Origin of the sequence: Streptomyces sp. NPDC052036 (genome assembly GCF_040680495.1) — a bacterium.
In the GTDB taxonomy this organism is placed as follows: Bacteria; Actinomycetota; Actinomycetes; order Streptomycetales; family Streptomycetaceae; genus Streptomyces.
This window is the reverse complement of record NZ_JBFAWW010000023.1, coordinates 67,391-80,870: the sequence shown is the minus strand read 5'-3', so window position 1 is coordinate 80,870 and position 13,480 is coordinate 67,391. Positions and strand designations below refer to the sequence as shown.

Annotated in this window: 10 protein-coding genes; 8 read left to right on the top strand and 2 right to left on the bottom strand. The window is 71.7% G+C overall.

Features of this window, described 5'->3' with window-relative positions:
* Nucleotides 1-129: 129 nt before the first annotated feature.
* Nucleotides 130-549 (top strand): aspartate 1-decarboxylase, encoded by a 420-nt coding sequence (panD, locus tag AB0L95_RS27825; RefSeq protein ID WP_365165854.1) that lies wholly within the window; start codon nucleotides 130-132, stop codon nucleotides 547-549.
* Nucleotides 550-576: 27 nt separating this feature from the next.
* Entirely contained in the window at nucleotides 577-1,257 is a 681-nt protein-coding gene (locus tag AB0L95_RS27820) for an aspartate/glutamate racemase family protein (RefSeq protein WP_365165852.1), read from the top strand.
* 553 nt (nucleotides 1,258-1,810) lie between these two features.
* Here AB0L95_RS27820 and gndA read toward each other — a convergent pair.
* A complete protein-coding gene (gene gndA / locus AB0L95_RS27815; protein ID WP_365165850.1) occupies nucleotides 1,811-3,250 on the bottom strand; it encodes an NADP-dependent phosphogluconate dehydrogenase in 1,440 nt (479 codons plus the stop codon).
* 322 nt (nucleotides 3,251-3,572) lie between these two features.
* Here gndA and AB0L95_RS27810 point away from each other — a divergent pair, with 322 nt between their 5' ends.
* Nucleotides 3,573-4,784 carry a transglycosylase family protein gene (locus AB0L95_RS27810; protein WP_365165848.1) on the top strand — a complete coding sequence of 404 codons (1,212 nt, stop codon included), beginning with the start codon at nucleotides 3,573-3,575 and terminating at the stop codon, nucleotides 4,782-4,784.
* Here AB0L95_RS27810 and AB0L95_RS27805 read toward each other — a convergent pair.
* Complete coding sequence (locus tag AB0L95_RS27805; RefSeq protein ID WP_365165845.1) at nucleotides 4,774-5,853, bottom strand: DMT family transporter; 1,080 nt, start codon at nucleotides 5,851-5,853, stop codon at nucleotides 4,774-4,776. The two genes, AB0L95_RS27810 and AB0L95_RS27805, sit on opposite strands and share 11 nt — an antisense overlap.
* Nucleotides 5,854-6,030: 177 nt before the next feature.
* On the opposite strand from AB0L95_RS27805, the gene AB0L95_RS27800 reads away from it, so the two are divergent.
* From AB0L95_RS27800 to AB0L95_RS27780, 5 genes are all read left to right on the top strand, one after another.
* Nucleotides 6,031-6,807 carry a (2Fe-2S)-binding protein gene (locus AB0L95_RS27800; protein ID WP_365165843.1) on the top strand — a complete coding sequence of 259 codons (777 nt, stop codon included), beginning with the start codon at nucleotides 6,031-6,033 and terminating at the stop codon, nucleotides 6,805-6,807.
* Between the two features lie 74 nt (nucleotides 6,808-6,881).
* Entirely contained in the window at nucleotides 6,882-8,033 is a 1,152-nt protein-coding gene (glgA, locus tag AB0L95_RS27795) for a glycogen synthase (RefSeq protein ID WP_365165841.1), read from the top strand.
* 45 nt (nucleotides 8,034-8,078) lie between these two features.
* On the top strand, nucleotides 8,079-9,296 hold the full coding sequence (glgC, locus tag AB0L95_RS27790; RefSeq protein WP_365165839.1) for a glucose-1-phosphate adenylyltransferase: 1,218 nt from the start codon (nucleotides 8,079-8,081) through the stop codon (nucleotides 9,294-9,296).
* Between the two features lie 148 nt (nucleotides 9,297-9,444).
* Nucleotides 9,445-11,775, top strand: a complete 2,331-nt coding sequence (locus tag AB0L95_RS27785; protein ID WP_365165836.1) for a GH92 family glycosyl hydrolase — start codon at nucleotides 9,445-9,447, stop codon at nucleotides 11,773-11,775.
* Nucleotides 11,776-11,966: 191 nt separating this feature from the next.
* Nucleotides 11,967-13,331, top strand: coding sequence for a wax ester/triacylglycerol synthase family O-acyltransferase (locus AB0L95_RS27780; protein WP_365165834.1), 1,365 nt, complete (start codon nucleotides 11,967-11,969; stop codon nucleotides 13,329-13,331).
* The last annotated feature ends 149 nt before the right edge of the window (nucleotides 13,332-13,480 follow it).

The following is a 13,480-nucleotide window of genomic DNA, read 5'->3' as shown; positions in this document are numbered from 1 at the left end:
CAGGGAGCCTTCTTCTCATAGTGGACCGATGTTGTTCACGATCTTCGAGTCCGATGCGTGTCAGTGTAGAGTGAAGACCGCCCTTGACCTGCAGAAAGCTGGCAGGGAGCCGTCTTCTAGGAGTCCAAAGTGCTGCGAACTTTGATCAAGTCCAAGATCCACCGTGCCACGGTGACCCAGGCCGACCTGCACTACGTCGGATCCGTGACCATCGACGCCGATCTCCTCGACGCCGCCGACCTGCTGCCCGGTGAGCTGGTCCACATCGTGGACGTCACCAACGGTGCCCGTCTGGAGACGTACGTCATCGAGGGCGAGCGTGGTTCCGGTGTCATCGGGATCAACGGGGCCGCGGCCCATCTGGTCCAGCCCGGCGACCTCGTGATCATCATCAGCTACGCCCAGGTCACCGACGCCGAGGCGCGGGCCCTGCGGCCGCGGGTCGTGCACGTGGACGCCGACAACCGGATCGTGGAACTGGGCGCCGACCCGTCCGCGCCGGTGCCGGGCTCGGACCAGGAGCGCAGCCCGCACGCCGTCACGGTCTGAACGGTCCGACCACTGGAGCCGATCCCGATGCCCCCGTACGCCGGCCCGCTCGCCCTGCTGCACACCTCGCCGGTCCACATCCCCGTATTCGAGGCGCTGCGTGACGCGTCCCACCCGGGAATGGAGTTGACGCACCTCGTGGCCGGGGAACTGCTGGACAGTGCCCGCGTGCACGGTCCCGAGGCGGTAGCCGACGGCGTTCGGGAACTTCTCGGCCGAGCCGTCGCGGCGGGCGCCCGCGCCGTGCTCTGCACCTGCTCGACCATCGGCGGGGTCGCCGAGCGTGCGGACGTCGGCGTGCCGGTGCTGCGCGTGGACCGGCCGATGGCGGCCGCCGCGGTGGCGGCGGGCACCCGCATCGTGGTGCTCGCCGCGCTGGCGAGCACCCTGGAGCCGACGGTCGCCCTGATCCGCGACGAGGCCGGGGGCCGCCCCGTGCGGGTGCGCAGCGTGGTCGTCGAGGGTGCCTGGGAGCGCTTCGAGGCGGGGGACTCGAGCGGCTACGTCCGCGCGGTCGCGCTCGCCGTCGAGGCGGTCACGGACGCCGACGCCATCGTCCTCGCCCAGGCGTCCATGGCGCCCGCCCGGCTTATGGCGAGGACCGACGTGCCGGTCCTCGCGAGCCCCGGCCCGGGCCTCGCGGCGGCGGCCGCAGCAGTGACACACGCAGCCGCACGGCCCGGCGGGCAGCGGCGGCCCACCGCCTGAGCACGGCGGGATACGAGCGCGCCACGGCCGACCGCGTGGGTGCGCGGGATGCGAGGGCGCCGCGCCCGCGGTGTGAGTGTGCGTGGGGCGGCCGGGTACCCGGAGGGCGAGTCCAGAGCCGAGGCATCAACTGGCTGGAGGACGCGATGACGCATCCGCTCCCTGATCCCGCACAGCCGGGACCGCCCCCGGGACCGGGACCGACCCCGGGACCGGAGCCGACCCCCGAACCCGTGCCCCCTGGTCCCGAACCCGTGCCACCGGGACCGTCCCCCACGCCGCCGTCCCCCACGCCCCCGGCACCCGGTCCGACGCCGCCCGGCCCCGGGCCCGCGCCCCCCGGACCCGGCCCCGACCGTCCGCAGCCCGGACCGGAGCCCGTGCCCGAACCGGGGCCCCGTCCCACTCCGGAGCCGCCGCCCTCGCCGATCCCCGAACCGCCGGGTCCGGACCCCGTTCCCCGGCCCGAACCGGGGCCGCCTCTGAAGTGAGGCAGACCCTCGGAACGGCGAACCCGACGGCCCGCGTCAGAGCACGACGCGGCGACGGACCGCTATGCCTCGACCTCCGACCGGTCTCCGCCCCACAGTGTGTGGAACGAGCCCGGGCGGTCCGTCCGCCGGTAGGTGTGCGCCCCGAAGAAGTCCCGCTGTCCCTGGGTGAGCGCGGCGGGCAGCCGCTCGGCGCGCAGGGCGTCGTAGTAGGCCAGAGCGGCCGAGAAGCCGGGTGTCGCCACGCCCTGGCGGGTCGCGGCGACCAGGACCTCGCGCCAGTCGTCCTGCGCCGCGGCGATCTCCTGGGCGAAGGTCTCGTCCGACAGCAGACTGGGCAGGTCGGGACGGGCGTCGTAGGCGGCCCGGATGCGGTCCAGGAACGCTGCGCGGATGATGCAGCCCGCGCGCCAGATGGAGGCCACCTCCCCGAGGTCGATGTCCCAGTCGTACTCCTCGCTGCCCGTCGCGATCTCGTGGAAGCCCTGCGTGTACGACACGATCTTCGAGGCGTACAGCGCCTGCTCCACGCGGTCCGCGAAGGCCCCGGCCTCCGCCCTGCTCAGCGGCGCGGGCTTGGGACCGGCCAGATGGCGCGAGGCCTCCCGCAGCGCCGAGTGCCCGGACAACGAGCGGGCGAACACCGCCTCCGCGATGCCCGAGACCGGCACACCGAGGTCCAGCGCGATCTGGACCGTCCAGCGTCCGGTGCCCTTCTGCTCCGCCTGGTCCTGGACCACGTCCACGAACGGTTTGCCCGTCGCCGCGTCGACGTGGGAGAGCACCTCCGCCGTGATCTCGATCAGATACGAGTCCAGGCGGCCGGTGTTCCAGGTGCGGAAGATGTCCGCGATCTCCGCGGGCGAGTAGCCCGCGACATCGCGCAGCAGCTGGTACGCCTCACCGATGAGCTGCATGTCGGCGTACTCGATGCCGTTGTGGACCATCTTCACGAAGTGGCCGGCACCGTCCGGGCCGATATGGGTCACGCACGGAGTGCCGTCCTTCGCCTTCGCGGCGATCTTCTCCAGCATCGGGCCGAGAGAGGTGTACGACTCGGTCGAACCGCCCGGCATGATGCTCGGTCCGTGCAGGGCCCCCTCCTCGCCGCCGGAGATGCCGGTGCCCACGAAGTGGATGCCCCGCTCGCGCAGCTCCTTCTCCCGGCGGCGGGTGTCCGCGAAGTGGGCGTTGCCCCCGTCGATGATCATGTCGCCGGGCTCCAGGAGCGGGGCGAACTCCTCGATCACCGCGTCGGTCGGCGTACCCGCCTTCACCATGATCATCAGACGGCGCGGCCGCTCCAGCGCCGCGACGAAGTCCTCCGGGGCCTCGGCCGGCGCGAAGTCTCCCTCGTGTCCGAATTCCTTGACGAGATCATGGGTCCGCGCGGGGGTCCGGTTGTGCAGGGCGACCGTATAGCCGTTGCGCGCGAAGTTCCGGGCGAGGTTGCGGCCCATGACCGCGAGGCCCGTGACGCCGATCTGGGCGGAAGCGTTCATAACGGTTGGCTCCTAGAGGTACTGGAATCGTCGGTGCCGGTTCGGTCCTGAAGACGTCCTCGATGGGTGGTGCCGGTCGTGCACGTCAGTATTGCCCGGTGACCATCCTGACGTGCCGCTACGGCCCCCGCACATCCGGACGTGTCGGACGGACTCCCCACCCTTCCCACTGTGTCTTCCGTCCCCGCTGTCTCCGTCCGCTCCCTCAACCGGCGGCGTTTCTTGGCCGGTTGACACCAGGACGCGGCTGATTGCCGTCTTGCCCTGGCCGGTTCGGGGCCCATACTTTTGGCCCTCCTGACGCATGCCGAGGGGGCTCACCATGGCCGTACGCGGTCGGCACCGCCGGTATCAGCCGACGAGAATCAACCGAGCGTCGCTCACCGTCACGGCGGGCAGCGCCGGCATGGCGATCCCGCTCATCGGTGCCGGAGCGGCACACGCGGCCGACGTGGACACCTGGACCAAGGTGGCCGCCTGCGAGTCGAGCGGCGACTGGAGCATCAACACCGGCAACGGCTATTACGGCGGGCTTCAGTTCACCCGGTCCACCTGGGAGGCCTACGGGGGCACGGCCTACGCCCGGCGGGCGGATCTCGCCACCCGGGACCAGCAGATCGCCGTGGCCGAGAAGGTCCTCGCCGGCCAGGGTCCCGGCGCCTGGCCGGTCTGCTCCGGGCACGCCGGACTCACCGCCGACCACGCGTCCCGTCATGCGAGCGGGGGGACCTCCACCGGCGCCGACCGCGACACCCCGCAGGCCACGACGCAGACCACCAAGCGCTCCGTCCGCGATGTGAAGCCGCAGACGACACCGCAGTCGCAGGCGGGCACCACGGAGATGTACACGGTGGTGCACGGCGACACCCTCTCCGGCATCGCCGACTCCCGGCGCGTGCAGGGCGGTTGGCAGCGTCTGTACCAGGCCAACCGCACCACCGTCGGCCCGGACCCGGACCTGATCCTGCCCGGCCAGCGGCTGGACCTGCGGGCCAAGGCCGTCGCGCACCCCGAGGCGCCCTCCACCCGCACCCACAAGCCGGCTCACGAGTCGTCGCATCAGCAGCCCAGCCACTCGTCCCGCAAGTCGTCGACGGGGGAGGCAACGTCCAGCCGGGCGGCCACCACCCACACGCTGGTCGCCCCCGTGAACGCCGCGACCGGCACGCCCTATCACGCGGCGGGTTCCTCCTGGTCGAAGGGCTACCACACCGGCGTCGACTTCCCCGTGCCCACCGGAACCTCCGTGAAGGCGGTGGCGGCCGGGGACGTGGTCAGCGCGGGCTGGGGCGGCTCCTTCGGCTACCAGGTGGTCATCCGGCACGCCGACGGCCGCTACACGCAGTACGCCCATCTGTCGGCGATCTCCGTGAAGGACGGCCAGAGCGTGGCGGCCGGTCAGCGGATCGGCCGCTCCGGCTCCACCGGGAACAGCACGGGCCCGCATCTGCACTTCGAGGTGCGGACGGGGCCCGAGTTCGGCAGTGACATCGACCCGGTCGCCTATCTCCGCGAGGGCGGCCTCAGGATCTGACCCGGTCTCGGTCCCCGTCTCGGTTCCGGTCTCGCTCCCGGTACCGGTCCCGCCCCCGGGCCGGGCCCGGAACGCGCAGGAGCGGCCCACTGCGGACGGAGCCGAACGGGCCCGACTGCTCGCCGCCGTGGACAGAGCCGAAAGGCCCCGACGACGGCTCACCGTGAGCTGCCCGCTCCTCGCTTGCGGACGCATCCTGCCGGACCTGCCGGACCGGCGCCGGCACCCGGTCCCGTTCCCCCGCGCCGATCCGCTCCGAGGTCAGCAGCACCAGACCGCCCGCGGCGACGACAGCACAGCCGAGCGCCCCCGCGGTGCCCGCCGTGCCATGGCGGAAGGTCTCCCCGAACAGGGTGATGCCCGCCGCGGCCGCCACCACCGGGTTCACGACCGTCAGCGTGGACAACGGCGCCGCGAGGCCCGCGCCCCGGTAGGACGCCTGTGACAACAGCATGCCGACGGTGGCGAGGACGCCTATCACCGCGAGGCTCGGCAGGTCCGTGAGCTCGACGCCGCCGGTCCAGTCCACCGCGACGGTCTTCGTGAACACGGAGGACATGCCGAACGCGACACCGGACGCCACCGCCAGCAGCACACTGCGGACCGCCGGATGCCGGTGCGTCGCCCGGGCCGCGACCATCAGCGCCACGATCCCGCCGGCCGTCACGAGCGCGGCCGTCACGCGCTGAGGGTCGCTCAGTGACCGGGTGTCGGTGGCGCCGATCAGAGAGAGCAGGCCCGCGAGGCCCACCGTCGCCATGACGGCGCCCCTCCAGGCGGTCGCCCCTGCCCTGCGGCTCACGAACAGGGCGGCCATCGGCAGGGCGAACACGATGGTCAGCGCGCCCAGCGGCTGAACCAGGCTCAGAGGACCGTAGGCGAGCGCCACCACGTGCAGCAGCCCGCCCAGGCCGTTCAGCACCACGGCCGCCCACCAGGCCGGCCGGCGCAGCGGCGCGTACGACCGGTCGGGGGTGGAGACGGCGACCTGCTCCTGCACGATCGCCCCGCCCGCGTAGGCGACGGCGGAGACGAGCGAGAGCAGCACGGACAACGCGAGGGCGCTCATCGGCGGCTCCTTCGCGCGGGACCGGGGCGGGGGGCCCGGAGCGACGAACGGTCGGCTTGCATTGCCCACACGATGCCGCCCGGGAGCTCTCTTGTCGTCGTCCCTGAGCACGCATTGGGTCATACTGCCGACGGAGTACGGCCGTATCGTCCTCCTCCCCAGGAGGGGTGACGCCGCATGCGTCCCCCTGGTGGGAGCCTGACCGGAACCTTGGTACTACTGGCCTTCGTGGACCTCGACCTCGACCCCGAACTCGCCGCGCTGCGCCCCCTCGGCGGCTTCTTCGTCCTGCACACCGCGGTGCCGCCCCTGACCGGGCTGCCCAACCTCGAACAGGCGTACGCGCACGGGAGGCCGGCCGCTCCCTCGGACGCGTACACGGATCCGCTGGCCTTCCGCGTCCGCAAGGTCGCCCGCACGCTCGGCGCCCCGGAGGACCGGGTCGCCGCCTCCCTCGCCCACCAGGGCCTCGCGGCCCGGCTGTGGTCCGTCGCCCTCGGTGCCGCGGCCCTGTACGGGCGGGTACCGGACCTCGATCCGCGGCTGCTGCGCTGGGACCCGGACGGCAGCGCACCCGATGACCTGTGGCTCGGCGAGGTCCGGGGGCTGCCCGTCGCATCGCTCGACACGGTCGTGCGGGAGAGGCATCTCGTGCCGCTCGCCACCGTACTGAGCAGCCGTCACGGAGTTTCCGCGCGCCTGCTGTGGGGCAACGCGGGCGCCGCGCTCGCGAGCAGCGTCCGCATGATCGACCGCTGGGCGCGTACGGCCGGCCGCCCGGATGCGGCGGAGCGCGCCCGCACCCTGGCCGCCGGGCTGTTCACGCACCCCGACCTGGCCCGCACGATCGACCCCGCCACCGGCCGCCGCCGCACCTGCTGTCTGTACTACCGGCTGCCCGGCGGCGGCCTGTGCGGCGACTGCTGCTTCGATCGCCCGCCGGGCCGCCGGTGACCACACGTGGTCTTCCGCAACCGTCGTATCTGGGTGACCATGTGGGAACCAGCCGCTGAGACAGGGGGTTCCCGGTGCGTGTGGGACTGCTGACCCGGGAGTACCCGCCGGATGTCTACGGCGGTGCGGGCGTCCATGTCGAGTTCCTCGCCCGGGAGTTGCGCTCGCTGACGGACCTGGACGTGCACTGCTGGGGTGAGGGCGGCGCGGACGGTGTCGTACGCCATCGTTCGTGGTCCGCGCTCGACACCGCCAACGACGCACTGCGCACCTTCTCCGTGGACCTGTCCATGGCCGCCGCCCTCCAGGACCGCGAACTGGTCCACTCGCACACCTGGTACGCCAATCTCGCGGGCCATCTCGGCAAGCTGCTGTACGGCGTCCCGCACGTGCTGACCGCCCATTCGCTGGAGCCGCTGCGCCCGTGGAAGGCCGAGCAGCTCGGCGGCGGATACGCCCTCTCCAGCTGGGCGGAGCGCACCGCGATCGAGGCCGCCGACGCGGTGATCGCCGTCTCCGGCGCCATGCGCGAGGACATCCTGCGCTGCTACCCGGCCCTCGAGGCGGCGCGGGTGCATGTCGTGCACAACGGCATCGACACCTCGCTCTACCGGCCGGACCACGGCACGGACGTGCTCGTCCGCCTCGGCATCGACCCGAGCCGCCCCTACGTCCTGTTCGTCGGCCGCATCACCCGCCAGAAGGGTGTGCCGCATCTGCTGCGCGCGGTACGGCACATCACCCCCGAGGCGCAGGTCGTGCTGTGCGCGGGCGCCCCCGACACGCCCGAGACGGACCGCGAGTTCCGCGATCTGTACAAGGAGTTGAGCCGGAGTCGCAAGGGCGTCCACTGGATCCCCAAGATGCTGCCTCGCCCGGAGGTGATCCAACTCCTGACGCACGCCGCCGTGTTCGTCTGCCCGTCGGTCTACGAGCCGCTCGGCATCGTCAACCTGGAGGCCATGGCGTGCGGCACGGCCGTGGTGGCCTCGCGCACGGGCGGCATCCCGGAGGTCGTGGACGATGGCCGCACCGGTCTCCTGGTGGACCTGGACGGCGACTTCGAGGAACACCTCGCACACGCCCTCGACTCCGTCCTCGCCGACCCGGCGGCCGCGGAACGTATGGGTGAGGCGGGACGGCAGCGCGCGGTGCGGGAGTTCGGCTGGGCCACGATCGCCCGCCGCACGGTCCACCTGTACAAGAAAGTCCTCGCACAGGGGTAGTCATTGAGCGGAGAGCGGCACAACCGGGCGTAGAGGGGCGGCGGCATGCGCGGTGGACCTTCGGTGCTGGGAATCGTACTGGCCGGTGGCGAGGGGAAGCGGCTGATGCCGCTGACCGCCGACCGCGCGAAACCGGCCGTGACCTTCGGCGGAACCTACCGCCTCGTCGACTTCGTCCTGTCCAACCTCGTCAACGCCGACATCCTGCGCATCTGCGTGCTCACGCAGTACAAATCGCACTCGCTGGACCGGCACATCACCACCACCTGGCGGATGTCCAGCCTGCTCGGCAACTACGTCACCCCGGTGCCGGCCCAGCAGCGGCTCGGGCCGCGCTGGTACCTGGGCAGCGCGGACGCGATCCTGCAGTCCCTGAACCTGATCTACGACGAACGGCCCGAGTACGTGGCGGTGTTCGGCGCCGACCACGTCTACCGCATGGACCCGCGGCAGATGCTGACCCAGCACATCGACAGCGGCGCGGGGGTGACCGTCGCGGGGATACGCGTCCCGCGCGCCGAGTCGTCCTCCTTCGGGGTGATCACTCCGGGCCGCGACGGCCAGACCGTGCAGCGTTTCCTGGAGAAGCCCGCCGATCCGCCGGGCCTGTCGGACGACCCCGAGTGTGTGTTCGCCTCGATGGGCAACTACCTCTTCACCACCAAGGTGCTGATCGAGGCGCTCCAGCGGGACGCCGAGGACCCCGACTCCGTGCACGACATGGGCGGTTCGATCCTGCCCGCGCTCACCGACCGGGGCGAGGCCGGGCTGTACGACTTCAGCGCCAATCACGTACCGGGCGAGACCCACCGCGACCGGGGCTACTGGCGGGACGTCGGCACGCTGGACGCCTACTACGAGGCGCACATGGATCTGATCGCCGAGCGGCCCGCCTTCAACCTCTACAACCGGAGCTGGCCCATCTACACCCACTCCGGCCAGCTGTCACCGGCCCGCTTCAACGCGGGCGGGATCGCCGGAGAGTCCATCATCAGCGCCGGCTGCCTGATCCGGGGGCAGGTGACGCGTTCGGTGCTCTCGCCGGGGGTCGTGGTGGACCCCGGCGCCGTCGTCCAGGGGTCGGTCCTCCACGACAATGTGCACGTCGGGCGGGGCGCGATCGTACGCGGAGCCGTCCTGGACAAGAACGTCGAGGTCCCGCCGGGCGCGACGATCGGCGTCAACCCGGACCGGGACACGGAGCTGTACACGGTCTCGAAGGGCGGAGTGATCGCCCTGGGCAAGGGACAACGCGTGCTGTGAACGGCGCCGCCCTCGGCACCGCCGGGGGCGCGTGAGACGCCGTCGATCCGCGACGCGCCGCAGGTCAAATCAGCTCATTGCTCTGGAATCAGACATCGCGCCACCACCATGTGCACCAACGATGTCGATCCTCCGGAGGTGTTCCGAGATGAGATGGACCCGGTGCCTGCGGGTGTTGGCCGTAGGCGCGGCGGTGGTCTCGGCGCTGTTCTCGCCGTCGGCGGGCGATGCCGCCGAGTCGAACGGCGGCAGGCTCACCGACCTGGTCAACCCCTTCATCGGCACACAGAACGAGGGCAACACCTTCCCGGGCGCCGCCGTTCCCTTCGGCATGGTGCAGCTCTCGCCGGACACGGGCCACAGCACCGGCTACGACTACACCCAGCACCGGATCCGCGGCTTCTCCCTGGTGCACCTCTCCGGTGTCGGCTGCGCCATCGGAGGGGACCTGCCCGTTCTGCCGACGACGGGGGACGTGACCGAGACGGACTACGCCAAGTACGCGGCGACGTTCCGCCATGCCGACGAGCAGGCGAGCCCCGGGTACTACCGGGTCCGGCTGGACAGCGGTGTGGAGGCCGAGCTGACGGCGACCGCGCGCACCGGGATGCAGCGGTACACGTTCCCGGCCGGCGGCAAGGCCAATGTGCTCCTCAACGCGGGCCAGGCGCTGCACAAGAACGTTTCGTCCAAGGTCGAGATCCTCGACGACCGCACGGTGCGCACCCAGATCACGGGCAGTGGCTTCTGCCGTTCCAGCCGCCCGTACACGCTCTACACGGTCACCCGCTTCAACCGGCCGTTCACCGCGCACGGAACGTGGTACCAGGACTCGATCACGCCGGGCGCGACGAAGTCGTCGGGCCCGGGGCGCAACGGCGCGTACGTCACCTTCGACACGAGGGGGGACCGCACCGTCGAGGCCGCCACAGCTCTGTCGTACGTCGACGCACACGGTGCCGCCGTCAACCTCACTACCACGCAAGGGCGTTCGTTCGACGACATCAGGGAGGACGCCCGGCAGGCCTGGGAGGACCGCCTGGACGCCGTCCGGGTCCAGGGCGGCGGCGACACCCTGCACACCACGTTCTACTCGTCCCTGTACCGGTCCTTCCTGGCGCCGAACATCGGCAGTGACGCCGACGGCCGCTACACGGGCTGGGACCAGAAGATCCACCGGGCGAGAGGGTTCACGTACTACCAGAACTGGTCGCTGTGGGACACCTACCGCACCCAGACCCAGCTGCTCGGTCTGCTCGCGCCGCGCGAGGCGCGGGACATGGCGATCTCCGTGCTCAAGATCGACGAGGAGGGCGGCTGGCTGCCCAAGTGGGGCTACGCCACGGTCGAGACGAACATCATGAGCGGTGACCCGGTCACCCCGTTCCTCACCAACGCCTATCAGCAGGGGCTGCTCAGGGGCTACGAGGAGCGGGCCTACCGTGCGCTCAGGAAGAACGCCGACGGCGTGCCGCCCGCCGACACCATGTACGTGGGCCGGGAGGCGAACCGCGAGTACATCGCGCACGGCTTCGCGCCGTACGTCAAGGGCCGCCCGTATGCCAAGCCGGGCGACTCCGACTACCACCACGGCGCCTCCGTGACGCTGGAGTACGCGCTGTCCGACGCGATGCTCGCCCAGATGGCCCGCGACCTCGGCCACCACGCGGACGCGGCACGCTACGCGGCCCGGTCCCGCGACTACCGCAACATCTTCGACGCCTCGACCGGCTTCTTCCGCGCCCGGGACGCCTCCGGTGCCTTCACCGGGCAGGCCGACCCCGCCCGCGGCGAGGGTTTCCACGAGGGCACCGCCTGGCAGTACCAGTGGCTCGTGCCGCAGGACCTGCGCGGTCTGATCGGCCTTCTCGGCGGCGAGAAGGCGGCCAACAACCGCCTCGACGCCTTCTTCGCCTACGACCGGCTGCTGAAGGACCCGGCGGGGACCGCGCGGAACGTCTGGGTGAACGGCCCGTACGCGTACTACAACGCGGACAAGTACAACCCGCAGAACGAGCCCGACCTCATCGCCCCGTACACGTACCTCTCGACCGGCCAGCCGTGGAAGACGACGGACGTGGTGCACGCGGCGCTGACCCTCTTCACGGACGGGCCGACGGGCATGACCGGCAACGACGATCTGGGCACGATGTCCGCCTGGAACGTGTTCTCGTCGATCGGACTTTTCCCGGTCCAGCCCGGCTACGGCACCTGGGGCCTGAGCACGCCCGTCTTCGACCGGGTCGACCTGGTCCTGGACCCGGCGTACTACCCGCGCGGCGGGCTGACCATCACCGCGCCGGGCACCTCGGAACGGGACCGCTATGTGCAGGGGGTCAGCCTCGACGGGGTCGGCTACGACCGGACGTACGTGACCAACGACATGGTGCGCCGTCTGGGCACGCTGGCGTTCACGGTCGGCGCGCGCCCGTCCGGGTGGGGCACGGCACCGGCCGCCGCGCCGCCGTCGCTGAAGTGACCTCGGACGTGACCCCGTACGCCACCCCGTACATCACCTCATACGCCCCATGAGTGCCGCTGAGTCCCGCCCTCACCGGAGAGGCGGGACTTAATGCGACGTTAACTGTATGTAGCCCGATCGTACTTGACTGTAATCATCAATCGGAGGTTGACTTCTTGCTTCATCCATCGTCGACGCGAGGCAAGCCATTGACTTCCGACGACCTGCTCGCACCACTCGACCTGGCCTTCTGGAACATCGAGTCCGCGCGTCACCCGATGCACCTCGGTGCCCTCGGCGTCTTCTCCTGCCACTCGCCCACCGCGGGCGCGCACGCCGCCGACCTCCTCGCGGCGCGCGCCGCCGCGGTGCCCGGGCTGCGTATGAGGATCCGAGACGTCTGGCTGCCGGACGTGCGTCTGCCGCGCCATCTCTCCGACGTGCGCTTCCCGCTCGCCCTCGGTGGCGCGACCCGCGAACCCGCCCCCGACTTCGACCCGCTCGACCATGTGCGGCTGCACGCGCCCACCGCGGACTTCCACGCCGCCGCGGGCCGGCTCATGGAGCGTCCGCTGGAGCGGGGCCGGCCGCCGTGGGAGGCGCATGTGCTGCCGGGGGAGTCCGGCACCAGCTTCGGCGTCCTGTTCAAGTTCCACCACGCGCTCGCCGACGGACTGCGCGCCCTGACGCTCGCCGCGGCCATCATGGACCCGACGGACCTGCCGGAGCCCCGCCCGCGCCGCCCGGAACCCGCCCGCGGTCTCCTGCCCGACGTGCGCAAACTCCCCGGTCTGCTGCGCGGCACCCTCGCCGACGTGGGCCGGGCCCTCGACATCGGGGCCTCCGTCGCCCGGTCCACCCTCGGCATGCGGTCGTCCTCCGCGCTGGTGTCGCAGCCCAGCGGCACCCGGCGCACCGCCGGGGTCGTCCTCGACCTCGACGATGTACACCGGGTGCGCAAGTCGGCGGGCGGCACGGTCAACGACGTACTCATCGCGGTCGTGGCGGGAGCCCTGCGCCGTTGGCTCGACGAACGCGGCGACGGCAGCGAGGGCGTCGAGCCCCGTGCGCTGATCCCCGTCTCCAACCGGCGCGCCCGCACCGCCCACCCACAGGGCAACCGGCTCTCCGGTTATCTGATACGGCTCCCGGTCGCCGACCCGGACCCGCTGGAGCGGCTGCGGACGGTGCGCACCGCCATGGACCGCAACAAGGACGCCGGGCCCAACCGCGGCGCGGGAGCCGTCGCCCTGCTCGCGGACCATGTGCCCGCACTCGGTCACCGGCTGGGCGGACCGCTGGTCAGCCAGGCCGCACGACTCTGGTTCGACATCCTGGTCACCAGCGTGCCGCTGCCCAGCCTCGGTCTGAAGCTCGGCGGCAACCCGCTCACCGAGATCTATCCGCTCGCCCCGCTGGCCAGCGGACAGTCCCTGGCGGTGGCGGTCTCGACGTACCGGGGGCGGGTCCACTACGGGCTCGTCGCCGACGGCCGGGCGGTCCCGGACCTGGAGCTGCTGGCCCGCGCGATGGCGGAGGAGGTGGAGGCGCTGCTGGAGGCCTGCGGCACCTGAGCGGGCCCTCCCGTGCCGGCCGTCGCTGCCGTGTGCGGTCGCCCGGTCACCAACCGTTGTCGTGATCAGCGCGGGTTTGGTGACCGGGCCCGGCGCTCCGTAAAATTCCGCGTTCGAGGGCGAGCGCGGTCGGAGCGCTGCGCGGGTGA

Coding starts and splice junctions, on each gene's coding strand:
- AB0L95_RS27820 (WP_365165852.1), top strand. CDS start 577: ATGCCCCCGTACGCCGGCCCGCTCGCCCTGCTGCACACCTCGCCGGTC.
- gndA (WP_365165850.1), bottom strand. CDS start 3,250: ATGAACGCTTCCGCCCAGATCGGCGTCACGGGCCTCGCGGTCATGGGC.
- AB0L95_RS27810 (WP_365165848.1), top strand. CDS start 3,573: ATGGCCGTACGCGGTCGGCACCGCCGGTATCAGCCGACGAGAATCAAC.
- AB0L95_RS27805 (WP_365165845.1), bottom strand. CDS start 5,853: ATGAGCGCCCTCGCGTTGTCCGTGCTGCTCTCGCTCGTCTCCGCCGTC.
- AB0L95_RS27800 (WP_365165843.1), top strand. CDS start 6,031: ATGCGTCCCCCTGGTGGGAGCCTGACCGGAACCTTGGTACTACTGGCC.
- glgC (WP_365165839.1), top strand. CDS start 8,079: ATGCGCGGTGGACCTTCGGTGCTGGGAATCGTACTGGCCGGTGGCGAG.
- AB0L95_RS27785 (WP_365165836.1), top strand. CDS start 9,445: ATGAGATGGACCCGGTGCCTGCGGGTGTTGGCCGTAGGCGCGGCGGTG.